Origin of the sequence: Bradyrhizobium sp. WYCCWR 12699, from assembly GCF_032144035.1 — a bacterium.
Classification (GTDB): Bacteria; Pseudomonadota; Alphaproteobacteria; order Rhizobiales; family Xanthobacteraceae; genus Bradyrhizobium.
The window spans coordinates 1,773-26,919 of the sequence record NZ_JAVTJN010000029.1; the positions used below are offsets into that span (position 1 = coordinate 1,773).

At 59.7% G+C, this 25,147-nt stretch carries 17 protein-coding genes and 10 pseudogenes; 9 read left to right on the top strand and 18 right to left on the bottom strand.

What is annotated here, in order from left to right; translation table 11 throughout:
- Positions 1–650: pseudogene (gene istB, locus RPS27_RS10545) on the top strand (IS21-like element helper ATPase IstB); the annotation flags it as partial.
- A gap of 128 nt (positions 651–778) precedes the next feature.
- Positions 779–881, top strand: a pseudogene (locus tag RPS27_RS10550) (transposase); the annotation flags it as partial.
- Between the two features lie 132 nt (positions 882–1,013).
- Here the strand turns inward: RPS27_RS10550 and RPS27_RS10555 are convergent.
- Positions 1,014–1,124: pseudogene (locus tag RPS27_RS10555) on the bottom strand (IS110 family transposase); the annotation flags it as partial.
- Positions 1,125–1,208: 84 nt separating this feature from the next.
- Between RPS27_RS10555 and RPS27_RS10560 the strand changes: the two are divergent.
- Together RPS27_RS10560 and RPS27_RS10565 are read left to right on the top strand one after the other, a co-directional pair.
- Positions 1,209–1,886 (top strand): hypothetical protein, encoded by a 678-nt coding sequence (locus tag RPS27_RS10560; RefSeq protein ID WP_128955123.1) that lies wholly within the window; start codon positions 1,209–1,211, stop codon positions 1,884–1,886.
- 128 nt (positions 1,887–2,014) lie between these two features.
- Positions 2,015–3,043 (top strand): IS110 family transposase, encoded by a 1,029-nt coding sequence (locus RPS27_RS10565; RefSeq protein WP_128929876.1) that lies wholly within the window; start codon positions 2,015–2,017, stop codon positions 3,041–3,043.
- 338 nt (positions 3,044–3,381) lie between these two features.
- Here the strand turns inward: RPS27_RS10565 and RPS27_RS10570 are convergent.
- The 4 genes and pseudogenes from RPS27_RS10570 to RPS27_RS10585 all read right to left on the bottom strand — a co-directional run.
- Positions 3,382–4,062, bottom strand: a pseudogene (locus RPS27_RS10570) (transposase); the annotation flags it as partial.
- A 265-nt stretch (positions 4,063–4,327) separates the two neighbouring features.
- Entirely contained in the window at positions 4,328–4,549 is a 222-nt protein-coding gene (locus RPS27_RS10575) for a hypothetical protein (protein WP_128929875.1), read from the bottom strand.
- Between the two features lie 461 nt (positions 4,550–5,010).
- A complete protein-coding gene (locus tag RPS27_RS10580) occupies positions 5,011–5,169 on the bottom strand; it encodes a hypothetical protein (protein ID WP_164934297.1) in 159 nt (52 codons plus the stop codon).
- 656 nt (positions 5,170–5,825) lie between these two features.
- Positions 5,826–7,217, bottom strand: a complete 1,392-nt coding sequence (locus RPS27_RS10585) for an MATE family efflux transporter (protein ID WP_128929874.1) — start codon at positions 7,215–7,217, stop codon at positions 5,826–5,828.
- A gap of 1,717 nt (positions 7,218–8,934) precedes the next feature.
- On the opposite strand from RPS27_RS10585, the gene RPS27_RS10590 reads away from it, so the two are divergent.
- Entirely contained in the window at positions 8,935–10,476 is a 1,542-nt protein-coding gene (locus RPS27_RS10590; RefSeq protein ID WP_128929873.1) for an acyl-CoA synthetase, read from the top strand.
- Positions 10,477–10,993: 517 nt separating this feature from the next.
- A complete protein-coding gene (ccrA, locus tag RPS27_RS10595; protein WP_232995631.1) occupies positions 10,994–12,271 on the top strand; it encodes a crotonyl-CoA carboxylase/reductase in 1,278 nt (425 codons plus the stop codon).
- 41 nt (positions 12,272–12,312) lie between these two features.
- On the opposite strand, the gene RPS27_RS10600 is transcribed toward ccrA, so the two are convergent.
- The 10 genes and pseudogenes from RPS27_RS10600 to RPS27_RS10650 all read right to left on the bottom strand — a co-directional run bounded on the left by RPS27_RS10600 (position 12,313) and on the right by RPS27_RS10650 (position 20,114).
- Positions 12,313–12,852 (bottom strand): plasmid pRiA4b ORF-3 family protein, encoded by a 540-nt coding sequence (locus tag RPS27_RS10600; protein ID WP_246767934.1) that lies wholly within the window; start codon positions 12,850–12,852, stop codon positions 12,313–12,315.
- Positions 12,853–12,910: 58 nt separating this feature from the next.
- Positions 12,911–13,063: pseudogene (locus RPS27_RS10605) on the bottom strand (transposase domain-containing protein); the annotation flags it as partial.
- A 113-nt stretch (positions 13,064–13,176) separates the two neighbouring features.
- Positions 13,177–14,178: a tyrosine-type recombinase/integrase gene (locus tag RPS27_RS10610; RefSeq protein WP_128929872.1), complete on the bottom strand. Its 1,002-nt coding sequence runs from the start codon at positions 14,176–14,178 to the stop codon at positions 13,177–13,179.
- A pseudogene (locus tag RPS27_RS10615) lies at positions 14,175–15,100 on the bottom strand (tyrosine-type recombinase/integrase). The gene RPS27_RS10610 and the pseudogene RPS27_RS10615 overlap by 4 nt, the downstream one beginning before the upstream one ends.
- Positions 15,097–16,335 (bottom strand): tyrosine-type recombinase/integrase, encoded by a 1,239-nt coding sequence (locus RPS27_RS10620; protein WP_128929871.1) that lies wholly within the window; start codon positions 16,333–16,335, stop codon positions 15,097–15,099. The pseudogene RPS27_RS10615 and the gene RPS27_RS10620 overlap by 4 nt, the downstream one beginning before the upstream one ends.
- A gap of 41 nt (positions 16,336–16,376) precedes the next feature.
- Positions 16,377–17,571, bottom strand: a pseudogene (gene tnpC, locus RPS27_RS10625) (IS66 family transposase).
- A gap of 36 nt (positions 17,572–17,607) precedes the next feature.
- A complete protein-coding gene (locus tag RPS27_RS10635) occupies positions 17,608–17,883 on the bottom strand; it encodes a transposase (protein ID WP_232995629.1) in 276 nt (91 codons plus the stop codon).
- A 51-nt stretch (positions 17,884–17,934) separates the two neighbouring features.
- Complete coding sequence (tnpB, locus tag RPS27_RS10640; RefSeq protein WP_128929870.1) at positions 17,935–18,288, bottom strand: IS66 family insertion sequence element accessory protein TnpB; 354 nt, start codon at positions 18,286–18,288, stop codon at positions 17,935–17,937.
- Between the two features lie 375 nt (positions 18,289–18,663).
- Positions 18,664–19,425, bottom strand: a complete 762-nt coding sequence (gene istB / locus RPS27_RS10645) for an IS21-like element helper ATPase IstB (RefSeq protein ID WP_128929869.1) — start codon at positions 19,423–19,425, stop codon at positions 18,664–18,666.
- A gap of 14 nt (positions 19,426–19,439) precedes the next feature.
- Complete coding sequence (locus RPS27_RS10650; RefSeq protein WP_164939080.1) at positions 19,440–20,114, bottom strand: transposase; 675 nt, start codon at positions 20,112–20,114, stop codon at positions 19,440–19,442.
- 216 nt (positions 20,115–20,330) lie between these two features.
- Between RPS27_RS10650 and RPS27_RS10655 the strand changes: the two genes are divergently transcribed.
- From RPS27_RS10655 to RPS27_RS10665, 3 genes and pseudogenes are all read left to right on the top strand, one after another.
- A complete protein-coding gene (locus RPS27_RS10655; RefSeq protein ID WP_128929867.1) occupies positions 20,331–21,011 on the top strand; it encodes a hypothetical protein in 681 nt (226 codons plus the stop codon).
- A gap of 275 nt (positions 21,012–21,286) precedes the next feature.
- Positions 21,287–22,381, top strand: a complete 1,095-nt coding sequence (locus tag RPS27_RS10660; protein WP_164934298.1) for a C45 family peptidase — start codon at positions 21,287–21,289, stop codon at positions 22,379–22,381.
- Positions 22,382–22,446: 65 nt separating this feature from the next.
- A pseudogene (locus tag RPS27_RS10665) lies at positions 22,447–23,015 on the top strand (IS5 family transposase); the annotation flags it as partial.
- Between the two features lie 136 nt (positions 23,016–23,151).
- Here the strand turns inward: RPS27_RS10665 and tnpC (RPS27_RS10670) are convergent.
- From tnpC (RPS27_RS10670) to RPS27_RS10680, 3 genes and pseudogenes are all read right to left on the bottom strand, one after another.
- Positions 23,152–24,009 (bottom strand): annotated as a pseudogene (tnpC, locus tag RPS27_RS10670) (IS66 family transposase); the annotation flags it as partial.
- Between the two features lie 79 nt (positions 24,010–24,088).
- On the bottom strand, positions 24,089–24,253 hold the full coding sequence (locus RPS27_RS10675) for a hypothetical protein (RefSeq protein ID WP_164934318.1): 165 nt from the start codon (positions 24,251–24,253) through the stop codon (positions 24,089–24,091).
- 82 nt (positions 24,254–24,335) lie between these two features.
- Positions 24,336–24,995: pseudogene (locus RPS27_RS10680) on the bottom strand (IS3 family transposase); the annotation flags it as partial.
- Between the last annotated feature and the right edge of the window lie 152 nt (positions 24,996–25,147).

Below are 25,147 nucleotides of genomic sequence, written 5' to 3' on the forward strand. Positions count from 1 at the left end.
CGCCGAACGCGGACGCCGTCGGATCGAACGACACCTTGTCGAAGCACGTTTGCCCGCCGGAAAGACCTTCGATAGCTTCGACTTCGAAGCCGTGCCGATGATCTCGAAGGCGCAAGTGATGGCGCTCGCCGCCGGTGACAGCTGGCTGGGCAAGGGCGCCAATTTGCTGTTGTTCGGCCCGCCCGGCGGCGGAAAGAGCCACTTGGCGGCAGCGATTGGCCTGGCCCTCATCGAGAACGGATGGCGCGTCCTCTTCACCCGCACCACCGATCTCGTGCAGAAGCTCCAGCTGGCGCGACGCGAGCTCACCCTCGAGGCGGCCATCAATCGTCTCGATCGCTTCGATCTCCTGATCCTTGATGATCTCGCTTACGTCACCAAGGATCAGGCCGAGACCAGCGTGCTGTTCGAGCTCATCAGTGCACGCTACGAGCGCCGCTCGATGCTGATCACCGCCAATCAGCCATTCGGCGAATGGAACAGGGTCTTCCCGGATCCCGCCATGACCCTCGCCTATCGATCGCCTCGTTCACCACGCAACCATCGTCGAGATGAACGTCGAGAGCTATCGCAGACGGACCGCCCTCGAACGAAAACGCGGTCCAGGACGGCCGCCATCGCACGCGACACCTAAAACCGTCGCTGATTGACGCTGCGCGACAATCAGAGTTCAACAAAACTCTTGCGCGCGACAATCATCGCGGCAATCATCATCAGGCCGCGACACTGCCTCGCCATCCTGATCGCCGCGCACCTCCTACCCAGATTGCCGCGCTACATCGTCTCCAAGTTTGGCGACCATACGCCGTTCTACCGCCAGTCCGAGATCTATGCGCGCCAGGGCCTGCGGCTTGATCGGGCGACACTGGGCAACTGCGTCGTCAGGGGGATCTTTTCGAGAGCCCTCCAACATACAGCAGCATTCCGATCGAAGCCCACCAGCAGATGCTGGAGCCGTCGCCACGACCACCGTCCCAGCGGACATCGCCAGTCCGGCAGGCCGGACCAGGAACTTAAAAAATAGGGTTAGGCCTCCTTCGCCTGGCCCAGTCGAACGATGTGCCGTCGACCCAGATACAGTGCAGGATTACGGCGATCTTCCGGGCAACGGCTACCTTTGCCTTCTATCCTGATTGCCGTCGTCGATCGCTTACACAAAACTTCGGACATTCCCCAAGCTGAAGGACAAGCGACGCGAGGGCGCCAAAGTGATCAAGCGCTATCATGTTCCAGCCACGCCCTATGAACGCGCACTGGCGCATCCGAGGTTGAGCAAGGTCGTCAAACGGCGTCTTCGAGAGCTTTATCGCACGCTCGATCCTGTGGCCCTGCTGGCCGAGATGAGAGACGCCCAGGCGGAGCTCGGCACGCGCGTCGACGCCCGAGCGGGCAAGCTCGTGGCAGCAGCCAGCCCACCGGTACCGACAACGAACGCAGCAGCGTTCGCGAAGAGGCTCGGCAATGATGTGCATTTGGGGGAGCAGCGCATCATCCATCGGCGTCTGCACAAGCCATACAAAAAGCGCATGAGAATGCCATCAATGCTCGATCCGCACCTCGCCGACATCGAGCGCTGGCTGGCGGCCGAGCCCCGTCTAACCGCGCTGGCAATTCTCGGTCGCCTCGCTGAACAACGCCCCGAACAATTCGGTCCGCCGCAGCACACCATCGTGCAGCGATTGTTGCGATCGCTCAGACGCAAAGCAGCCGAGACGATCATCCCGCGCACGGCTGAGGGTGCGGCACTGGCCGGTGATCCCGGGACTGGGGCCGCCGCTGCGTGTGATGGGCATTCCGCGACGTCCCCCAGTCCCTCCGATCCTGCGAGCAATGACGCAACCTCGGACCGGCTGACAGTGGGGTCTACATCCGTCAAGCGAAAGTAACATCCTCAGGTGAGGCAATACGGGGGGTCAATATTGCAAACGATGACGTAATTGCGGTCAGCGCTCGTGGGCACGAAAAGCTCCATTAGAATCGAGCTCTCGCAATCAACCGATTCGGAGAACCTGTCATGAAGCAATATGTCGGACTCGATGTATCGCAAAAAGAAACTTCGATGTGCGTGGTCAATGAAGAGGGCGAGGTCTTGTTCGAGGGGAAGGCCAAGTCCGACCCGGGGGCGCTCACGGCACTGCTTCGCAAGCGGGCGCCACAGGCGGAGCGCATCGGCTTTGAGACCGGCGCGATGGCGAGTTGGCTGTGGCATGAACTTCGCAGGGTCGATCTTCCGGTGGTTTGCATCGACGCTCGGCATGCCCACGCGGCCTTGTCGGTACGCATGAACAAGAGCGATCAGAATGATGCTCGAGGTCTGGCCGAACTGGTGCGAGTTGGCTGGTATCGAGAAGTCAAAGTCAAGAGCGAGGAAAGTCAGAAGATTCGCGCGATACTCGTCGCGAGATCCCGGCTCGTGGCCATTCGTCGAGATATCGAAAACCAGGTCCGCAGCCTGATCAAAGAATCCGGGCTGCTGTTTCCACGCGCGATAGGCCTGCAGTTCCGCAATCTGGTCCGTGACCTGTTGGCTGACGGTCATCAGCTCCTCGGTGTGATCGCGCCGCTTCTGTCGATCCATGAGCAGATCTGCAAGCAGCAAAGCAAGTTCGACGATGAAGTCCGACAGCTTGCGAGGTCGGATGAGACGACGCGTCGCTTAATGACGGTTCCTGGTGTTGGTGTGGTGACTGCCTTGACGTTCCGGCATACGATCGATGACCCATCGCGATTCCGATCAGCATCGAGCGTCGGCGCCTATCTGGGTCTTACACCGCGGCGCAGTCAGTCTGGCGAAACGGATATCAATGGCAAGATATCCCGATGGGGCGACCGTCTTCTCCGAACTTACCTGTTCGAAGCGGCGACAGTTCTGCTTTATCGGACGAAGAAATGGTCTTCTCTCAAGGCTTGGGGAATGAAGCTTGCCAAGCGGATTGGCATGAGAAAGGCAAAGGTTGCTATCGCGCGGAAGATCGCCCTAGTTCTTCACTGTATCTGGGTAGACGGCACATCGTTCGACTGGGGCCAGGCGAAGGAAGCCTGATCCGATTTGTGAAGTTCCTGGTCCGGTCCGCCGGACTGGCGATGTCCAGCTGGGACGGTGTTGTGGCGACCTCGTTCATTCGGCTGGTGGCGGCTTGACCGTACTCCGCTGCAGACGTTGAGGCACCCGACCCGGACATCATCATGAGGCGCTGCGCGACCTCGGAAAGGACCATGACCCCAGCGACGACGTCAACCGGTCCGAGCGATCCCAAGCCTGGCCGGCAAACCATGTATCACCCGCGCCCGTGCCGTCTCCGCAACCCTGACCAGCTGCGACGGCACGAGCGCTACCACCTTGCCGTTGGAGAGTTCAAAAATGTGAGCTTGACAATGACACATTACCCGGCCGAAATAGGTACGCATCGTCTCAGCGCCCGCCTGGCACGCTTGAACCGCTTGGCATGGGCGTAGCGCTAATGTTTTATCTGGGCGAACTTGCCCACCCTCGCATAGGACTGGAGTAAACGCACCCGGGTGAGCTGCGCCAGCCGCACCAGCTTCTCGCGCGCTCGGTTCAGAAGCTTGGCATCAGTCCGAAACATCACATTCTTGGGCTGCACCGTCGTGTCGACCATCACCCGGGAGAACTCCGACGGTTCGATCGCCTTGGTCCTGACGGCAACCGACAGGCTCTCTTAGCAGGGCCTGAAGCCGCTCCTCGCCCATACGGTTGCGCTAGCGCCTCAACGACGAGTGATCGAACACCAGTAGCCGGTGCTGGAAGAACTCCTCGCCGCAGAAGAACTGGTAATAGGGGTTCTCCACCCAGCGCTCGCACAGGACCTCGTCGGACAGGTCATAGGTGTGCTTAAGGATCCCGAGCCCTGCGATCAAGCGCGTCGGCAGCGGCGACTGGCTAGGACCGTCCGTGTAGACCATTCCGAACGCCTGCTCCAGGAAGCCCCAATCCACCGTGCGCGCCAGCGTCGCCAGCGAATGCTTTCTATCGATGATCTGATCGAGCAGGGAGCGAAACAGATCCTGCTCGCCGGTCTCGCGCCGCTCCCGTGGCCGCATCAAAACCTCCGCTCATGCACTCCGACGAGCAGAGGATCACGATTGAATTCGACGGAATACCTCATTCGATCTTGCAAGGAAATCGGCCTCGCCATCGCGATTGCCGGCAAAATCAATCGCCGGCATTCCTCGAACTAGCCCGTAACTTCAGGCTGTTCGCGTTACTTCACGGGGGACTAGCTTACGAGTGGCGAGCCGTTGGGTTTACGGTATGGCACAGTCGGGCAGCGTGACCTGGATTTTAGCCACGTGCTAGCCGCCTACTCTACTCGGCTGACCGTACGGAAAGAGTAATTCTGCGCGGGAGTCCAAGCGCGATGGGAAAAACGGCGTCTGTCAGGCGTCTAAGCGCGCGGCATTCTTCAGACAAGCGTCCTTCCAAATAGCTGCGATCGTGCTCTGGCAGCTCGCGTTCCAGGAGCTGGCTGTAGCGGTGAATGCGGTTACGATGACTACGCATGGCAGCCAATTCATCATTGATGGGCATCGGCTCTCTTGGCGAATCCGGCAATATCTGCTGGGATCTCCTGCGAAATCCTTGCCAAAGGCTGGCCTGAAGCAGCGTGGACCCACAGTTGTCTTGCATGTGCCGACTTGCTAAGGGCAAACCGATCTCGTAGCTCGCCCAAACAGACCTCGGAACTGCCCAACTTATTAGAATACCTGCCGCCGAGGAGCGTGGTGCGATACGGTCGCTATAGTGTTGCGTTTGCGACAGGACCCGAGCCTTTGAAGACAGGGGCGGCTCGGGCAGGCTAGAATCCATATCGGATGCGACTTGTCGGCGTTTTGCGCTAACTATCGCCGGAAAGAAGGCCGCCAAAGCGCGAATATTGCTTCCGATGGTGATGGAAGCGGACGTGCTCCCCAACAAGGTTGTTCGGTGCCGCATTGGATAATCACGAAGCGTGGGACTGCTTGCGCCGTACACCACGACCACCGTTGAAGTCAGGCAAGCCGGATGCAGTGGCTCGCAACGGGGCCGACCGGCTGCGCCAGAAGGCGATACTGCCATTCGATGTTGTTGCCTTCAGTGCACTTGTCGTTGTCATGATAGACATTCGTTGAATAGGGTTTGATCGAATGGAATGGAGGGACTTTAGCCATGATCGCTCTTTCCTTGTAGGAAGGGGACTATTGTTGCGCGTGCGCCAACGGCGCGAAAATAGCGCCCTGCCGCTGCGCTGAGTAAATCAACAACCGAGGAGGCCGGGATATTTGCCCGTTGTCATTTAAAAGCGGAATACGCGCTCTTATATGAGCGACGGTTCTGAACGAAGGCCCCGTTCGCTCGCTGCCACACGAGCTATGGAATATGGCCGCAGTACAGATCACATCTACATCGAGCGTCACTCACACCCTCGATTTACTGATCCCATACGAACTTCGCACCCTCCGGGACTTCGCACAGGAATTCGTCCTGGTGTTCCGGCTGCGTCATCCCGGCCGCTAGTTTCGACGCCCGCACCGTGAGCTTACCATCGGGGCTCAGATTGTGACGGATGTATTCAGTCACTGGGAGCCCCGATGGTAAGCTCATGGTGAGGACGGTGTGCAACCCCGTTTTTGTATGACTGTTTTCGTGGCCGGCGGCCTCCTCCGATTCGTAAGGCGGCCTTCGTAATGAGAGTATCTCCCGTCGAAACGCTAAAAATGCTGCTGCAGTCAGCGTTTCATTGCTTAAAGGCCGAACATGAAGTTCACCCCGGAGGCACGCGCGAGCACGGAATCTTCTCCTTGGGTTTAAGAGGCATAGGAGCGGCCTATACAGTAAAGCGACTTGCCAGCAACAGAAAACGGGTGACGAGGAAACCTGCATAGGTAATTGCGCCGGCGGATAACCCGATCCAGACTCCAATTGCACCAAAGACCCAGCTCAAGGCGAAACTGACCGGGAAGCCGATTAGCCAGTACGCAAAGATTGCGAACAGAAGCGGTTTTGCCGTGTCTTTCAGCCCACGGAGCCCGCCACCCGCAATGACCTGCGCTGCATCAGCTACGAAAAAGCTTGAGGCAACCATAAGGAGGGATGACGTCAGTCCGATTGCCGTGTCCGTGTCGTTCAGTGACTTGTTTAAGAAAAACGCGGCGATCCGAAAACGCGTCGCAATGACCCCAACCGTCACAAGCGCAGAGGCCAAAACACCGAGCAGGATCGCAGCCAGGCCTGCGCGCTTGATACCGGAGGCGTCATTGTGCCCGACCGCATGACTGACCCGCACTGCGGCCGCCATGCTGATGCCGAAGGGCACCGTGTAGGCGATTGTGGCGATCTGCATCGTAATCTGATGAGCGGCAAGCGCGCTCGGGCTGATCCTACCTACAAGGAGTGCGGCGGCGGCGAACACGCCGTATTGCATGATGACTGCTACCGAGATCGGCGCTCCGATCAAAATGATCGCTCGTAGGAGCGGCCAGTCGAAGTGCCACAGGTGCGCAAGCACCTGGTAGTCGCGGAACGGGCGGCAAGCTATTGCGGGCCATAGAGCTGCTACGAACATGCCCCAATTTACGAGGGCGGTCGCAATGCCGACGCCAAGAAGATCTAGTGGTGGCAGCCCGAGCTTTCCGAAGCCCAGAAGATAAACAATGGCCGCGTTGACCGGGATAGCGGCCAGGGTAATTCGGAAGATCGGTTGCGGCCGTCCCACTGCGCCCATGAAATGTCGAATGGCCTGAAACCACAGCGCTGGCGTCACGCCCCACGCGAGTCCAAGCAGGTACTGCTGAGATAGCCGTGCTGCGCAATGTTCCTGACCGAGGGCGAGCAGAACTTGTTCGCCTGCCGTACAAACAGCCATAATAGGCAACGAGAAAAGCAGGGCCAGCCAAAGCCCCATGCGCAGTGCACGCGGCACATCGGCCGCACCCTTGCCGGCAAGAGATTGTGCCGTCAAAGGTGCGATCGGCGTCAGTAACCCGGCGCCGAACGTGAAGCTTATGACATACAGGGTGGTGGCCAATGCTGCGGCCGCGAGCTCCCGGGGCCCAAGACGACCAACAAAGGCAAGATCCGTCGCCATCATTGCGACCTGAGCAAGCTGCGCCAGTGCCATTGGCCAAGCCAACACCGCGGTCGCACGGAGCTCGACAGCGAATCTACTCAAAACCGTTCGTGTCCTTGGATTGCGACGCAAGGCAGAAAGCTGCTTCATTTGGTGTATTTCGTGCTCGGTGAAGACGCCTGCCCGCCTCGAGCCCACGGTCCCGCGATGTTGGGCGTCGAGTGCAAAAGGTGTTGATTCTGTAAAGAAGGTAGAACCAGGTGCGTCGCAGCCCTCAGGATACGGTGCCCCGGTTCGATGCTAGTGCCGTCATTGGTAGGCCCAAGCGAGCCTGTGTCCGTTGACAACGAAAACGCGATCAACGTGCTAAGGTGCATGTTGGTTTGGAAGAAGACATGATGAACGTACGGAAGCCGCCATAGTGAGCGCCGCGCGCTGGTGCGTCTCTCTCTCCAAGAAAGTATCGCTAACGCTGTCCAGCTAGTCTTGAGGTTAAGTGCGCAGTGTAGGATGCGCCGAAGTGCCGTAAGGTAGTGCTCTGTCATTGGGGCGTTTTCTACCGTCCCGGCAGATGAGCAAGTCCTTTCAAAACCTGTGCCACAATGAAAGTCTGAGTGAATTTGCCGAAGGGAAGGCGCCATGAGGCGGACAGCTGTCGCATCTGCGACAGTCCCCGTTGGGAAGAGCGGGGCTGCTGGGTCACTCAGGGCTGGCACTTGCGGTCAATCCAACCAGCCGCGCAGAGTGTCACGGTCAACTCTTTGTGGTCCAAACAACCTAACGATTAAAGCCTCAAGTCAGCTTCGGGCCATGACCTCCTGCGGTTCAAAGCCTGAGGCGGCTGTAATAATAACTTGAAACCAGTTACTGAGTAGTATCTAGGTGTTTCTTTCGGGTTATTCGCAGTGCCAGTTCGGCGTTTGCCTCGCAATGTTAAACGTGAATAGCGATTTGGCGCCATGCAGCTTGTAGTCATGGCTCCTTGCGGCTGGGTGGCCAGGACGCATCGGCAACATCGGCGCGCTGCGGCCCAAAGCATGACTTGAGGCTACTACTGTGTGTCCGCACACGAAACGATCCTTGGGGAGCCCTAAAATCCGACGGCATCGCGAATGTCGATCAAGACGTACGGATCGGTCGAGCCTGAATCTCTCTGATCCGAGGCGCGGGGAGCCGGAAGGCCGGCGAATGCGGTGCATGTCGATACCGGCCGCCGCTGGCCTTTACCGTGCCGCGAAAACTCCGATGGTTGGTCGTCTTGGGGCAGTTTCCCTCGCGCGATCACCGGCTTCGATGCGGGAATCGGGCGCCGCCACTTCTCCCATTTCGGACTTCAGGTCCATGTGGTCGTCTCCTTCTGGTTCTGCCCTCTGCAAGAAAGCCAACACGACCCGGGTTCGCAGCTAGCCTGCACTGTATTTCGACCCTCGTCAGCGACTTCAGGTCGATCTCCATCATCATCATGATCGCGATATTGGGACAACCAAGTCTGTGGACCGACATCAGATAAGTCGTCGCCGGTCAGTAAGCCGATTCCAACACATCGAATGGGATTGAGTTTAGTTCTCCGATTGCGAGCTTGTGTTGCAGGAAAAGGGGGCCGACGCGCCTTGCCATAATGTCGACGCGGGCTCCAGAGTGGTGAAGCCGGATGAAAAGGTACCCGCGTGCGGCGGACAAACACGAGTGTCAGAAAAAGCATAGTAGTTGTCAGAGCAGCTGAGGTGTCTCTTGCGTTTCTACACTGTCCCAATTTGTATGAAATCGGCACGCGCTTTGCTCTGAGGCAAGGCAGGGCACGTGTCTCGGGCATGTCCAGCCAACGGCCGGATCGTCGACGTCGCCCTTCTCCACTAAAGGAAGAGCGATGTATCAGCCGTCTAAACGATTTCGGGGTATTATCTCAGGTAAGAGGCGCCGCCGTCATTCTGAGGTTTCAGATCGCGCAATTCGCGTTGCTGGGGGGCTCAAGCGCTTCGGCATTGGGAAAGGGGACAGTGTATGCATCTTAATGCGGAATGATATCGCATTCGTCGAAGTTACCGATGGGATCATGAGAGCCGAAGCCCTTGCAGTACCTGTAAACTGGCATTTCAAGCGACAGGAGATCGGGTACATTCTGGCCGACTGTGGAGCACGTTTGCTAATAGGCCACGCGGACCTCTTGCATTTGTTGGATGCCGATCTCGCTAGCAGATTGCCAATTCTAAGCGTTCCGACGCCGCCCGAAGTAGCAGAGGCGTACAAGATTGAAGGGACGCGCCTCAAAGTGCCGCACTTCGCGCGGGATTTTGAAGAGTGGATAGCGGATCAGCCGCTCTTTGCAGGAGCGCCCGCGCGGCAGCCGATGACGATGATCTACACCTCAGGAACGACTGGTTGTCCTAAAGGCGTGCGTCGTAGCCCACCAACCAGCGAGCAGGCGATCGGATTGGAGGAAATGCGAGCCATAGTCTATGGATCTGGCACTCGCGCGCTACTCCCAGGCCCGCTTTATCATTCAGCGCCGAATTTATTTGGAATGTGGTTCAGCCGCCGCGGTGGTGCGCTTGTGCTGATGCCGCGGTTCGAGCCTGAAGAGTTGTTGCGGCTGATAGAGGCGGAGAGGATCGACACCATCTTGATGGTGCCGACTATGTTTATTCGCCTTCTGCAGCTGCCCGACAGTATTCGACGAAGCTATGATCTCGCGTCCTTGCGACACGTAGTCCACGGGGCTGCGCCCTGCCCCCCGATCGTGAAGAATGCCATGATAAATTGGTGGGGCCCCATTATATGCGAGTTCTACGGCTCGACGGAGGCCGGTGCGGTAACATTTGCGAGTTCGCGAGAATCACTTGCAAAGCCGGGAACGGTCGGCAAGCCGCTAGAGCACGTTCAGCTGCGTGTGATTGGTGCAGACGGAAGAGAATTGTCGGCCGGACAAATAGGAGAAATCTGTTCACGCAACGTATGGTACCCACGGTTCAAGTACCACAATCGACCTGGGAGCTCTGCCGAGGCCGATGACGACGGTTTCACTGCTTCCGGTGACCTCGGTTATATCGACGCTGATGGATATGTATTTCTTTGTGACCGAAAACGGGAGGTTGTAATCTCAGGCGGTGTCAACATTTATCCCGCGGAGATCGAAGCGGCTCTCCATATGATACCGGGCGTTCAAGACTGTGCTGTGTTTGGCGTTCCGGACGCGGACTTTGGCGAGGCACTGATGGCGGTGATCGAACCGCGCCGACGGGAGGTGCTTAGAGTCCATGACATCCGCGAGAAGTTGAAGACGGTGTTGGCGGACTACAAGATTCCGAAAATAATCGAGATCCGGACCAGCCTTCCGCGTGAAGAGTCTGGCAAGTTATTCAAGAGGCTGCTGAAAGATCCTTATTGGGAGAAGTCAGGACGCAGGATTTGAGAGGACTCGAGACGGAACAAAACCCCGCATCTGAAAAGGCACTGTTCTGCCCGTGGGCCCTCGGCTTGAGGGTCGCTAGCTACAATTGGTTGCCGTCATGGATCTCCTCTGTCGCAAGGTCGTCAGTTCGGGATGCGCGATGACAGAAGGGTTGATTGGTCCTCTCTACGCTGACTGTGGCCGCGACGAAGCGGCTGGATGGGTCTACCGTTCGATGAGGTGTCCACTCCGACTTACCGACGTCGTAGTGCTAGGATGGTGGCAGATAGACTTAGAAGTCGAAGTCTCCAATGGAAGCGTTTCGTGCAGCCTCGACAGGCGCGGTCGACGATCCTGGTGCAAGGTGAAGCTGTCCCGTTTGCATCGTGTCCACGTTAAGCGTTTGCCTCCGTCTACTCCTCTCACTGTGGCGGCACGTTAATTGCTGCTTGCTTGGAGAGGCTGCGCAGGCCGACGACTGTACTAAGGCGGAGAGCACTCTGCCCGCGCACCACATCACAGCGCAGAGGAGTTGAAGTTGGACCCCAATACATCACGACAGGCCTCCCGCCAGAAGGATTTGTACAAGGTCGGCGAAGTGCCGCCCCTCGGACACGTTCCCGAACGTATGTACGCGTGGACCATACGGCGCGAGCGCCACGGGCCGCCAGAGAGTTCGATGCTGGTAGAAGTGGTGCCGACTTGGCCGATCGGCGAGGATGAAGTATTGGTCATGGTCGCTGCTGCAGGCATCAACTATAACGGAGTGTGGGCGGCGTTAGGGGCGCCGATGTCCCCCTTTGATGTGCACCTATGCTCCTATCATGTGGCCGGATCGGATGCGGCTGGAGTGGTTTGGGCGGTAGGAGCAAGGGTGCGCCGGTGGAGGGTTGGGGACGAGGTGGTCATCCACTGCAATCAGGACGACGGGGATGATGAGGATTGCAATGGTGGCGAACCGCTCCTCTCACCTTCCCAGAGGATCTGGGGATACGAGACGCCTGATGGTTCTTACGCCCAGTTCTGCCGCGTGCAGCCACGGCAATTGATGCCGAAGCCAGCTCACCTCAGCTGGGAGCAGGCCTGTTGCTACACGCTAACGCTTGCAACGGCTTACCGGATGTTGTTCGGACACCCGCCGCACATTCTAAAGGCTGGCGACTACGTGCTGATTTGGGGTGCTACGGGCGGGCTCGGGGTATCTGCAGTGCAGCTTGCAACAGCATGCGGCGCCAATGCAATCGGAGTCGTTTCCGATCGGACTAAGGCCGATTATGTAAGATCGCTTGGTGCAAAGGGTGTTATAGTCCGCACTGAATTCAATTGCTGGGGCCCTATGCCGGCAGTAAATTCACCTCAATACGGGCCTTGGCTCAAGGAGGTGCGGCGGTTTGGAAGGGCAATTTGGGATGTTACTGGAAAGCGCGATATCGATATTGTGTTCGAGCATCCAGGTGAGCAAACATTCCCCGTCTCGACGATCGTCGTAAAGCGCGGTGGCATGGTAGTCGTTTGCGGCAGCACAACAGGTTTCAATCTTACCTTCGATGCCCGTTATATCTGGATGCGCCAGAAGCGAATTCAAGGTTCTCATTTCGCGAATCTCAAACAGGCAAATGCTGCGAACCGTTTTGTGCTCGATCGCCGAATCGACCCGAGTATGAGCGAGGTCCTGCCGTGGGAGGAAGTTGCGCGAGCGCATACGAAGATGTGGAAGAATCAGCACAGGCCCGGAAACATGGCTGTTCTGATCAATGCGCCGCGAATCGGACTACGAAATTTGGAGGACATTTTATCCGCGGCTGCGTTGCCTTAACCGTAAGCGCAGTTCTGCGGCTTTTGACTGGCCCTTGACGCCTATTTTGTTCGCGTCGCGCGTCGCCGCGGTTTCCATGTGTCGGACAGCGCGTTGACGGCGGCTTCGAGCGCCTTCCGGTCGACGATGTTGGGATCGAACCGCGCCGGACCCCAGAGGCGCATATGTTCGTGGTCCGGATGGGCAGGGTCTCTGATGGCTTCAAGGTATTCGGCATAACCCGGCGCACCGCCGACGTCTTCCGGAGGACAACGACCGGCGGCTTCGAGCAAGAAGGGAAGTCCCTCCGTCGTGGTGTTCTCGAACCATTTTTCGAGCTTGATCACATGGTCCCAGCTGTCGCCGAAGTCATAGAGATAATGGATCGTCTTGGCGCCAGTCTCGCGAACGACATCGCAAGGCCGCGCTTTGCTGGCATCCATGGGCTGGTGGGCGTAATCGTTGTGAGGATCTGGAATCCCCCAACGGACCTCACCAGCGAAGAACTCGAAGAGGTGGCTGTTCGTCCAGCCAAATGCCGCCTGAAGCGACAGATGCAGCCGATCCAAGCGCAGGGTGACGGGTACGACGAGGCGACGCATCACCTCCGGTTTCACGTCCTTGAGGTCACCTTGATCCGGACCGCGGTCGTGTTCAGGCTCATGCCGCCAGCCTCGGATCGTATGGAAGCATCGTGTAGATCGATGCCCAAGGGAGCAGTTCGTCCAGTCGCGCCGCAGGCCAACCATTGACGAGATTGGCGAGAACATCAGCGAGCCAGTGCTCGGCACTGACGCCATTGAGCTTACAGGTTTATGCCGCCCGCCGAACTATGCCGAACGGAGTTGGTATGGCACGCCGTTGTCACGCTGGCACCGCCGATCGCGTGCAGGGCAGCCCCATTCCATTCGGCATAGTCTGGTCGTTCAGAGCGCCTCCAGAAAGGCGAGCAGGCGGTCGTTCGGCTGGAAGCGGGTTAGCTTGCCGCGCTCGTACGGCTTGAGCTTCGCCAGGGCAGCTTCCTTGAGGGCGAGGTGGGCGTGCAGGTACGTCTGCGTCGTCTCGACCGATTCATGACCGAGCCACAGCGCGATCACAGAACAGTCGACGCCGGCTTGCAGCAGTTCCATCGCAGCGCTGTGCCTCAGCACGTGCGGCGACACGCTCTTGGCCTTCAAAGACGGGCAACTCTTGTGAGCGACACGAACATGCTTTCCCAGCAGGGACTGGACGCTGTCGGCACTGAGCCGGCCCCCGTGCACGTTCGGGAACAACGCTGTTGCTCCTTTCCGCAACGGTTCCTTGAGCCATGCCTGGAGCGCACACCGAGCGAGTGTGGTCAGCGGAGTGGTCCGCTCCTTCCGCCCTTTACCGACGCATCGCACGTGTGCGCCAGACCCGAGGTGGACGGCATCCCGGTCAAGGCCAGTCAGCTCTGAGAGGCGTAAGCCTGTCTGGGCCGCGACTAACAGCAAGGTGTGATCGCGGCGGCCAAGCCACGTCGTTCGATCGGGCGCTGCGAGAACCGCCTCGATCTCGGGGCGCGTCAGGAAGTGCACCTTTCGCTTGTCGTGACGCTTGCTCGGTATGGCGAGCACGCGCTGGATCAGCGCACTGTGTGCCGGTTCCTCGAAGGACACGAACCTGAAGAAGGATCGGATGGCCGTCAGACGCAGGTTACGCGTCTTCGCACTGGCGCCGCGCGTTACCTCGAGATCGGTGAGGAACGCGCCGATGAACGTTGCATCCAGATCGGCGAGCGTCAGGGCCGATGGGGACTTGCGCAGCTGCACCCGAGCGAACATGAACAGCAGCCGGAACGTGTCTCTGTAGGAGGCGATCGTGTTGCCGCTAACATTGCGCTGGCGCATGAGGCGCTCGGTGAAGAAGCGCTCGATCAACGTGGCGACATTGCAAGCGGGCTTCATGGCGTCACCTCCCATCGCCGATCGAGACGCCGCGCGGCTTCCTCCATCAACTCGGGGCAGGCCGAGAGATACCAGTAAGTGTCGCGCACGCAGACGTGGCCGAGGTAAGTGGAGAGCACTGGGAGTTGTTGCTCGACGTTCTTGCCTTCGCGATACCAGTTGAGCAGCGTCCGGATGGCGAAGCGATGACGGAAGTCATGCACGCGTGGCCCGGTACGATCACCTGGGCGCCGCAGCCCGATCTCTCTGGACAATCGCCAGAAGACGCGATGAACGTACTGGTGCAGCAAGCGGCCTCCCTGTTCGGCAACGAAGAAGGTCGAGCCGCAGCGTGACCCGAGCAGCGCATCGCGCCGGTGGGCGTAGTCGCGCAGCGCGGTTCTCGTCGTCGGATGCAATGGCACGAGCCGCGACTTGCCGAACTTGGTCAGCCGGACCGTCAGCACGCCGGCGTCGAGGTCGACGTCATCACGCTCCAGGCCCATCGCCTCGGATATACGCATGCCCGTCACCGCGATCAGCCCGAACAAGGCATGGTAGGTCCATCGGCGCAGCCCGTCCGCTGGTGGCAGAGCCAGCGCTGCCGTCAGCAACGCATCGATCTCCGCGTCGCTGTAAACATAGGGCTTGGCGCGCTTCCATCCGGGCAGCATGCCGACGGGCGGCACCTCCGTTCTCGGGTCGAAGTTGGCGACATGGCGCGCGAACCCGCGCACGTCGCTCAATCGCAGCGCCCAGGATGCATGACGATCGGGCGGCAGCGTTGCCCATTCCATGGCCAGCTTCGTCGTGATGATCCTCGCCTTGCGCTTCTCCATGAAGGCGACGAAGTCGGCGAGCCGACGGGTCTGGTGCTCGTACTTGTATCCAAACCCTTGCGCATGCTCAGGTACTTATCGAGTGCGGCGCGCAGATTGGTCATTGCACGCCTCCCGGCCAGGGCAGGCTCAATGTTCTCAGCGCATCGATGTCGACCTTCGAGTAAATCCGGGTAGTGTCGTGGTTCTCGTGCCGCAGCAACTGTCCGATCTCCGACAAGGTGGCGCCAGATCGGAGAAGCTCGGTAGCGAGACTGTGTCGGAAGATATGGGCGCCGCGATGTGCGCAACCTTCGATTCCAACGCGATCGAGAGCGGCCTTGGCGATCATGGTGATCGCACATCCGGAAGCAAAGCCGACGTGTGGCGCGAGCGTACGGACGAACAATCGTCGGCACGACGACTTTGGGCGGCCATTGCGGAGATATGCAACGATGGCCGCGCCAACGTCTGGCGGTATCGGCATCCGTGCACGCTGTCGGCCCTTGGCGCGAACGAGTATCTCGCTGGCGCGCCAGTCGATATCATCAAGGGTGAGCGTCGCGACCTCGTCGGCCCGCAGGCCGAGCTTGGCTAGCAACAACAGAATGGCGTAGTCCCGCCGTCCCATCACTGTCTCTCGGTCGCAACCGTCGAGAGCCTTCCGCACCTGTGCCGCAGGCAGATAGGTCGGCAGAGTTGCGAGCTTCCATCGCCGCATCGATGGAACGCAATCCGCCAACGGGCGCGCGTTCAGCCCCCGATGGTGGAGGTAACGGAGAAAGGCGCGCAACGACCAGCACATCGCCTTGCCTGTTCCCGGGCTCCAATCCTGGGCGTGGCGCTCAATGTAGCGGATCACGTCCTCTTGGCTGATCTTGCCCAGGGCGGCGCCGCCGGAGCACACCTCGTGCAGGAACCTGCGGATGACCGGGAGATGGCGGACGATGGACCTCGGGGCCAAGCCGCGCTCTGATCGCAGGTAGGCATCGAACTCCTTGAAGATCCGTTCGTGCGGGGTGAGAGGCGGCAGCACCGACGGCGCGATCACGCCTTCCTCGCGCAGCACCGACAGCCATCGCTTGAGCGCGGCCCGGTCACCGGGTTGGATAGACTGCCTTCCGCCTCGATGCCGGAGGTACCGCTCAACGACCTGCTCATCGAGATCGACCAGCTTGTAGCGACGGCCCGCCATCCAACTCAGGAGCCCGCCAACCACGTTGAGGCAACGCCACGTGCCGTGCCGAACGAGCCTCTCTTCGATGAGACGAGCGGCGTAGCGCTCGACGAGTTGTCCGTGCGGCCCGCTTCTGAGACGCCGGTACAGCCGGCTTCTGCCCAAGTACTTTTCAACTTCCATCTTCCTGTTCTCCGCTGTTGAAAGCGGAGGCACAGAACGAACTATGCCGAACCGACCAAACGCCGGTCAGCCAGAAATCTGGGGAAAACGACCCGACTCGGCATAGTTCGGCGGGCGGCATAAACAGCCCTATGCCGCGCGCGGCATAGGGCTGTCTCAATGAACGAAGCCAGGACTGCCCAATCCTCGGCGCCCTCGTCGCACCCGGCAAAAAGAGAGTTCTTGGCGTTGAGCTTGATCGGCCGCATCGCACGCTCGACAGCATTCGTGTCCATCTCGATGCGCCCGTCATCAAGGTAGAGTGTCAGGCCGCTCCAATGACGGAGCGCGTAACGCAAGGCCTTCGCCGTGTCGCTCTTCGGTGCAAGGTGATCAAGCTTGGCCTCAACCCACTGCTTCAAGGCTGTAGCGAGAGGCCGAGCATGCGCCTGCCTGCCGGCACAGCCCTCCGCATCCGATCGGCCGCGGAGGGCCTTCTCGACTGCGTAAAGCTGGGCGATGCGTTCAAGAGCCTGGCGGGCAACCGGAGCTGGCGCCGGCGAAGCCTCGCGCTCGATCTTCACAAACTGGCGCCGCAGATGCGACCAGAAGGCGAGCGTCCCGGACAGGGCGTCCGCACGCCTCTCTCGGATCATCGTCTTGTAAGCTCCGTCGCAGTGGATGATGCCGCGATAGCCTTCGAGCAGCCTCAAGCCGGACGGCTCCACGGCCCGGTGCATAAGCGTAAACCACCCAGGTGGGTCAGGTCCGGCCCAGGGCCTGTCATCGCGTGACAGCGCCCAGAAGTAGCCAGTTTTCGTCCTGCCGCGCCCCGGATCTAACACCGGTGCGGGAGTCTCATCGACACAGAGCTTCGAGGAGGCGAGCAGAAGCTGGCGCAGACGATGCCTTCAATTCCTGGGCCGCATAGCCGACCCAGAAGGCGAGCGTGGAACGATCCAGCGCTATTCCGTGGGTCGCCAACATCTGCGCCTGGCGGTAAAGCGGCAAATGCCAATGATACTTGGCGTCGATCACATGCGCGACCAGCCGCTCGGTGGGCAATCCTCCCCTGATCAGTCGCTCGGGCGCAGCCTGCTGGAGGACGACGCCGTGACAGGCGCGGCAGGCCAGCTTGGGCCGGCGGGTTACGATGACGCGATACTGCGCCGGAACGACATCGAGCCTCTGACTCTCATCGTGACTGATCTCGAAGAGGTCGCCGTTACAACACGGGCAACTGGTCTCCGCTGGCATCAGGATTTCGACGATGCGCGGCAAATGCCACGGAAGTTAAACCCTGTTGGCTCTGCGCGCGGCAGCTCTCTTCTCGCAAACTCTGGGATTGGGGCGATCTTCGGCTGCTTCGAGGGCGGCGACGGCCTGATCGATATCCTCCAGAACAAACTGCAGCTGATCAGCGTCCAGCTTTTCCGAGGACCGACCGAACTGCGCATCTTTTGCAAGCTTGAGCAACCGCTCGAGCCTGGCGCAGCGATCCAGCAGAGCCGCGGCAAAGACCCGCAACTCGGCCGGATCGCTCGGCAGTTCATCAGGCAAATCACTCATTGCCCCGAGTCTGCCATGCTTCGCGCCCCGATGCAGCGAAGATTTGTATCTTTACGCAAGTGCTTTCGGCGGTGCGTCGCGAGGCGCATGCATGCGCGTCCAATCCATGCCAGCCAGAAGCACCGACAGCTGGGCGGCATTCATCCGCATCACGCCGGCCACAATGTGAGGCCATTTGAAGCCGCTGCCATCGAGCCGCTTCCAGTACATCACAAGGCCGCTGCCATCCCAGACGACGATCTTCACCCGGTTAGAGCGCATCGCACGGAACACCACCGGCACACCCTTCATCGGGTCATGGCCCAGCGTCTCCTTCGCCAACAGCGCCAAGCCCTCCGCACCTTTTCTGAAGTCTACAGGTTGCGTCGCCACGTAAAGCATGAGGCTCGCGGGCGGCGTCAGCATGAACGTGTCCGTCGAAGCGCTAAGAACACGTCGCTCAACACAGCAAGGCCAGGCGCCCCCCGCACCTCCACGCGTGCTCCCTGGAGCTCAACCGTCACAATGGCTGCTTCCGGCGACCTGGTCGGCTCTGCGGCCGCCGGTAGCGCCGATTCCGATACCACCGGCACGAACGACAGCGTCTCCGAAGTCGGCAGCACCAACTGGCCCAAACGTGCCCGGCGTCGCCAGTCGTGCACCTGCTGGGTGCGTATTCCGACGAAGTCGGCCGCGGATTCCGGGCGAAGCCGGCCGCCTGTACCGATTGAAGCCGGCCGTGGATTCCGATGATCCCGGCCGCCTGCCGAGGCGGGGTCTCGCGACGACGTCGTCATCAGGTCAGTTGGCGGGCTCGTCGTCAAGCGTCTGACGCTTGGCGGCGGCTTTGCGCAGGCTCTCGCCCTTGAGATTGAGCCTGTGGGCGTTGTGTACGAGGCGATCGAGGATAGCGTCGGCAATGGTTGGGTTGCCGATGAGCTCGTGCCAATGCTCGACCGGGAGCTGGCTTGTCACCAAGGTCGAGCCGCGGCCATGGCGATCCTCCATCATCTCCAACAGGTCGCGTTGCTGCTCGGCAGTCATCGGGGCAAGTCCCCAGTCGTCGAGGACCAGAAGCTCGACGCGCGCCAGGGTCCTGAGCAGGCGAGCGTGGCGGCCGTCGCCCCGCGCGAGAGTGAGCGCCTCGAACAGCCGCGGCAGCCGTTGATAAAGCACGGAGCGGTTGTCCCGGCAGGCCTTGTGGCCCAAGGCGCAAGCAATCCAGCTCTTGCCGACGCCGGTCGGGTCGATGATGAGCAGGTTCTGATGCCGGTCGATCCACTCGCCAGCGACGAGCTTTTGGAACAGCGGCTTGTCGAGCCCGCGCGGCGCCTTCATGTCGATATCCTCGACGACGGCGTTCTGCCGGAGACTTGCGAACCGCAACCGAGCAACCAGCCGCTTGTTCTCGCGCTCGGTCGCTTCACGGTCGACGAGCAGTGCGAGGCGCTCCTCGAAGGCCAGCGCGGCAATGTCGGGTTGTCGCTGCTGTTCGTCGAGGGCCTTCGCCATGCCGGTAAGCCCGAGCGCGACGAGGCGGTCGTGGGTGGGATGTGTCAACATCGTCTCTCCTTTCTTCACTGGTAGTAATCGGTGCCGCGGATATTGCCGTGTCGGATCGGTGGGCCGTCTGGCGGTCTCTCGTTGGCGTAGGCGCGATCGAGCCCGTGCTGCAGGATCGACTTGATCGAGCCGTAGGTGGTCGCGCCGATGTCGTTGCCACGCTGGCAGGCGGCCTCGATGCGGGCCGAGCCGTAGCTGCGCGCGAGCCGCAAAATGCCGAGACAAGCCCGGAAGCCCTGCTCGGGGTGTGGTTTGGCTTTCATGATTGCTTCGACGAGAGCGATCGTGGCAGGGCCGATCTTGGCGGCTTCTCGCTTGATCCGCGCCGGGGTCCATTCGGCATAACGCCGGTGCGCGCTCGGCATGTGCTCCGGGATCGTGGTGTGGCATTGGGGTACGTCAGAGCGGGCGTGGCTGGCAACCCGGCTGCCCTTGTGCAGGATCTCGACCGTCCTGTCGGTGACGCGCGCCTCGAGCTCTTCGCGGATCAGACGCGAGGGCACCGAGTAGTAGTGACCGGCGATCTCGACGTGATAGTCGGGCGCGACTCGGCACTTCTTCCACTCGGCATACTGATATGGCATCGGCGGCAGGGCGTTGAGCGCCGGCTTGTCGATCTGTGCGAACAGCTCGTTGCGGCTCACGCCGAGTTTACGCATGATCCTGGCATAGGATCGGCGTCGCCTCAATCCTATTGCTCCTAACGATAGGACATGCCGTCCGCACGGCCGTCGCTTTCACAGCATGGTTTTCCTTAGGCAATCCAGGAAGAGAACGTTTCCTAGCTACGAGCGGTCGGCCTAGATCACTCACCCTACAAGAGTAGATAGGCAGGAATCTCTTGCGGCCGAGCAGTGAGGATCGATAAAAGGATACAACCAGCCTCACACAGAGGACTAACAAATATGACATACACCTTGAATCCCTTGCTGCGCTTTCTCCAGGTTTACGATGACGCGGCCGCGAAAATGGGCATCAGGCTTTCCATTGGGTGTGATTTCAACGAGTACATCGCGATCACAGCCTCGCTAGCAGACAAACCCAATACTTATCCCATCTTTCGGCCAGACCGCTCACCGATTCGAACGGGCGAAGGGTATTGGCTTGTGGGTTTTGATAAGGAAAACAAAGTGGCGCTCGTCGAGGCCGCGCGCTTCTATGACCTGTCGCAAACCACCCTTGCAGCACACCTCGAAACGCTGAAGTTCTTCTATGCGAATCCGACGATAGATGCACATCCTGAAGATCGCTGCGTTTGTACTGCTCAGATGGCGCGCAGCATTACAGGTAAAGTGGTGTACCACGGGGATATCTGGATCCGCCCCGACTTCAGGGGCTCGGGCCTGCTCAAGATCATGACGGGGACTATGCGTGGCGTCAGTCTTGCGATGTGGGCTCCCGACTTTCTCTGTGGCCTAGCTGGGCGGTGGTCGTTGGATAAGAACGTCTATGATCCGGTTCACAATGAACCAGGCGGAGCAGACATTCACCTGGTGCAAGAGAATATCGTCGCTAACGATTGGCTGTTCTGGATGACAGGCTATGAACTTAAGCAATTGTTAGACGTAACGCCGGACCTGAACTGATCGTCTAACGTCGTTGCATTTGCGGGCTGCGGGCCGGAACAATACCGGCGACGAAGGTCTTGAGCTAACGCCCCACCGATTGCCGCTCTCTAGACTAGATGCCATACGCTTGTGAGTTAATGAGCGTGCCAAGCACTTCAGCTACCAGCAGCCTCTCCATCGGATCTCTATACACCATCCGGGTCACCGTACAAGGCTCACGACTTCGATCCGAGTTATCGCGTCGCTCCGCCCACCGCGTAGAAGCGGACATACCAATGCAAGGAGATCTTTCAATGAGTCTTAAGCTTACCGTCTTTACTGCGATACCCCGCGAAAGGGGACAGCAGCAAGGAGAGCTGATGCGATCGGAAATCGCGGCCAATGCTGACTTTTATTTAAAACGCTTTTGCGCTAACGGAACTAATCTTGCGCAAATTCAAGCTGAAGCAACTGGTTGGTTGCGCTTCCTTGAAGATCTACGACCCGACTACGTTGAAGAGCTGAGGGGAATTGCCGACGCTGCCTTTATGCCCCTCTATACGGTTGTGATGCTTAACGTCCGGCATGAGATTTGGCTACGCCTGATGGCACGTCGAGCCGCCGATCTATCGTATGGGATTTTGGATGGCTGCACGTCTGCCGGATTAATGCCCGAGGTAACCGCGCAAAATACAACAATGCTGGCGCAAACGATCGATGGGCAAGCGGCAGTTCGGGGCACCCTTTTTGTAGGCAAAGTAGTGACGCCCGCTAACCCGCAATGGCTGGGCATCTTCGAAGCAGGCTGCGCCGGCCCCATAGCGGGACTGAATGAAGCTGGGATCGGGCTAGTCTGCAACAGCTTGGTTTCGCCTATTGATGGCTCGGCACTCATGACCGCCCCGTTTAAGCTGAGGTGCCGGTCCATCCTTCAGGCGCCGACATTCGACCGCGCGATAAGCGCGATTATCCGCGCTGATCGAAACATCTCTATGAACTACCTGATTGGCCATGCTGATGGCGAGATTATCAACATTGAGAGCTCCCCCAATGACAAACGGTACATTTATCCTGAGGATGGGGTAATTTCACACGCAAATCATTTTGAGCCGGGAACACGAATACCTTCAGAATGGGAGCGCTTTGTGCCCGACAGTCCGTTTCGGTCCCGTCGCTTTGGTCGACATCTGCGCTCAAGGCTCGGGCAGGTGGATGTGGATCATATTTTGTTGGGCCTCAAAGACCATTTCTCTTACCCGGCATCCATTTGCTGTCACCCGAACCAGGATACGCAGTATCCGAATAGTACCCTTTCCGCCATCATTATGGATCTAAGCAAGCGTGTTTTGTTCGCCACTGACGGACCCCCGTGCAGCGCGCCGCTTGAGCGATTTGATCTTTGGATTTAGGGTCTGTACCTAATTAGCCGGTTCTGATTCCCTCGCACCGAGTTGATTCGGCACGGGGGACTTCGATGCGCAAAGGGCTGTTTTGGCTTAACGACAAGCAGTGGGCTCAGATAGAGCCGCATCTGCCGATGAACCAGACCGGCCCGGCGCGCGATGACGATCGGCGCATCATCAGCGGTATCATTCACATGCTTCAGTGCGGCGCACGCTGGCGCGATTGTCCGCCCGACTACGGTCCTTACACAACGATCTACAATCGGTTCAATCGCTCGGCCAAGCGTGGACATTGGCAGGCGATCTTTGAAGCGCTCGCCCGCTGTGGCAAGGACGGCGTGACTTTATCCATCGACTCCACCTCGATCAAGCGCATCGCTCGGCGAGCGGCGGAAAAGGGGGGGAGCATGAACAAGCGATCGGCCACTCGCGCGGTGGGCGGACCACGAAAATCCATGCGCTGAGCGACCCTGACTGCAGACCTTGCGCATTTCATCTCACTCCAGGCCAGGATGCAGATATAGCCGCAGCGCCGGCCCTTTTGGAACTCGCGCCACCGATGTCTGCCCTCATTGGTGACAAAGGGTACGACGGCGACGGCTTTCGCGCCGAAATCATCGATCGTGGTGCCAAGCCTGTCGGTATCCGCCGGGGCTAAGCCGCGACAGGAGCTTTCACCAATTCCACCGCTTGAGGAGCGTACGCATACGACGAAGGCCGCCTGATTGACGCATGCGCGCGAGCACGGCGAGTTCTACGATGGCGTTGCGTGAAGGTCAGGCGGCTTGCTGATCGGCGGACTTGCCGGCTTGGTGAAGGAGCTTCCATTCCCAGGGCAGCAGTTCGCGCAGACGCGAGGTGGGAAGATCGGCGATCCGGGCGAGGACGTCGGCGAGCCAAGCCTTGGGATCGACGTCGTTGAGGCGACAGGTCGTGATCATCGTCAGCATGATAGCGGCACGGTCGGCGCCACGTTGGCTGCCAGCGAAGGTCCAGTTGCGCCTTCCCAAGGCAATGCCTCTCAATGCACGCTCAGCGCAATTGTTGATCAAGCAGATCCTGCCATCGTCGAGGAAGCGGACGAAGCCGTCCCAGCGCTTGAGCATGTAGTTCATGGGCTTCAGGACCTCGGCGGAGCGGGAGAGGCTTTCTCGCTCGCGGAGCAGCCAGGCGTGCATGTCGTCGAGCAGCGGCTTGCTCCGCTCCTGGCGCACAGCACGCCGCTCGTCGGCACCACGGCCGTTGATGGCGCGCTCGATCTCGAACAGGGCGTCAAGACGCCTGACCGCCTCCAGCGCGATCGGGGAGACCGGTTTGCCCTTGCCTTCCCGGGCGGCTTTCTCGATGTCAGCCAGCTCGAAGAATCCCCGCCGCGCATGGGCCAGGCAAAATGCCGGAGTGATCGGCATTGCTTTCCTTTTTGGATCGAACAACGGCTCGAAGCCGCCATAGCAATCCGCCTGCAGAATGCCGGCGAAGGCGGCCAGATGCCTCTGAGGATGTTCGCCCCGTCGGTTGCCCGAGGCATAATAGACCGCCGCCGGCGGCGCAGGCCCGGCGAACGGCCGGTCATCCCGCACATACGTCCAGATCCGGCCGGTCGTGCATTTGCCCTTCGCCAGGATCCGGATGGTGGGGTGAGTAGGCCGGAGGGATTTCACCTCCAGCCTCTCGCAGAACCGGGCGTGAGACTCTCGCCTCACCCGGCTCCCATCAGGCAAGCTTGCCGCCACCGCCGAGTTGCCAATGCACAAAGAGCCTGCGGTTCTCACGCACGATCTTCTCCAGGAAGAGACGCGCGCGTCCTAAACGGTGATGGAAGCGCTTGTACTTTCGCTTCAACCAAATACCTAACGTCTGGTTGATGTAGCGCGCCAACGGATAAAGCGCTGAGCGGGTGTATTGCCCATAATAAGCGATCCTGATCTTCCCTCGAAAAAGTGGACGGGTTAAGCGGCTTTTAGCTCCATTTCGATCGGGGGGATATATCCGATGGCGGAATGGAGCCTGGTTCGGTTGTAGAAGCCCTCGATGAAGGCGAAGATATCGCTCTGGACTTGAGCGCGAGTTGCTGCTGGATCGCCATCGTCAGGGCGGCAGATGCAAGTTCGACCTGCATATGATCCCGCATGGCCCAGCCGACGATCTTTCGGCTGAACAGGTCCATGACGGCCGCCAGATACAGCCAACCTTCAGCGGTCGGAATATAGGTGATATCGGCGAGCCAGACCCGGTTCGGGTCTTCCGCGGTGAAGTCCCGCGCGATCAGGTTCGGTGCGATCGGCAGACCGTGGCGGCTGTCGGTGGTGCGCACACGGCGCGGCGGTGCCATGATGGCGCGAATACCGTACCGACGCATCATCCGTTCAATTCGACCGCGACTGGGACCACGGCCCTGCGCCCGCAGGGCGGCATGGACGCGGGGGCTGCCGTAGCGTCCGCTGCTGTCTTGATGGACCAGCCGGATCGCTGCCCGGAGCGTGGCATTTGATTTTGCCCGCTCGCTCACCGGGCGCTCGCGCCGGGCGTAATAGCCGGCCGGCGAGACCTCGAGCACGGCGCACATCAGGCGGACCGGATAGGTCTCGCGATGGTCTTCGATGAAGCGGAAGCTCATGTCCGGGTTCCGACGAAGATCGCGATCGACTTCCTAAGAAACAGCCGGATTGGCGTCGCCCGGGATGGCCTGCAACACGAAGCCTAGCGATTTCGCCCGGCGCTGTAGGTTGGCGAGGACGCGGCTACGATATTGCTGCTCATATTGGTCGGCGC

Excerpts from the sequence above, each read along its gene's own strand:
- tnpB (WP_128929870.1), bottom strand. The coding sequence starts at position 18,288 with ATGCTGACGCCGCCCGCGAGCCTCATGCTTTACGTGGCGACGCAACCT.
- RPS27_RS10580 (WP_164934297.1), bottom strand. The coding sequence starts at position 5,169 with ATGGCTAAAGTCCCTCCATTCCATTCGATCAAACCCTATTCAACGAAT.
- istB (WP_128929869.1), bottom strand. The coding sequence starts at position 19,425 with ATGTTGACACATCCCACCCACGACCGCCTCGTCGCGCTCGGGCTTACC.
- RPS27_RS10585 (WP_128929874.1), bottom strand. The coding sequence starts at position 7,217 with ATGAAGCAGCTTTCTGCCTTGCGTCGCAATCCAAGGACACGAACGGTT.
- RPS27_RS10610 (WP_128929872.1), bottom strand. The coding sequence starts at position 14,178 with ATGAAGCCCGCTTGCAATGTCGCCACGTTGATCGAGCGCTTCTTCACC.
- RPS27_RS10635 (WP_232995629.1), bottom strand. The coding sequence starts at position 17,883 with ATGAGTGATTTGCCTGATGAACTGCCGAGCGATCCGGCCGAGTTGCGG.
- RPS27_RS10660 (WP_164934298.1), top strand. The coding sequence starts at position 21,287 with ATGAGTCTTAAGCTTACCGTCTTTACTGCGATACCCCGCGAAAGGGGA.
- RPS27_RS10600 (WP_246767934.1), bottom strand. The coding sequence starts at position 12,852 with ATGCGTCGCCTCGTCGTACCCGTCACCCTGCGCTTGGATCGGCTGCAT.
- RPS27_RS10575 (WP_128929875.1), bottom strand. The coding sequence starts at position 4,549 with ATGCCCATCAATGATGAATTGGCTGCCATGCGTAGTCATCGTAACCGC.
- RPS27_RS10620 (WP_128929871.1), bottom strand. The coding sequence starts at position 16,335 with ATGGAAGTTGAAAAGTACTTGGGCAGAAGCCGGCTGTACCGGCGTCTC.
- RPS27_RS10590 (WP_128929873.1), top strand. The coding sequence starts at position 8,935 with ATGTATCAGCCGTCTAAACGATTTCGGGGTATTATCTCAGGTAAGAGG.
- RPS27_RS10565 (WP_128929876.1), top strand. The coding sequence starts at position 2,015 with ATGAAGCAATATGTCGGACTCGATGTATCGCAAAAAGAAACTTCGATG.
- RPS27_RS10655 (WP_128929867.1), top strand. The coding sequence starts at position 20,331 with ATGACATACACCTTGAATCCCTTGCTGCGCTTTCTCCAGGTTTACGAT.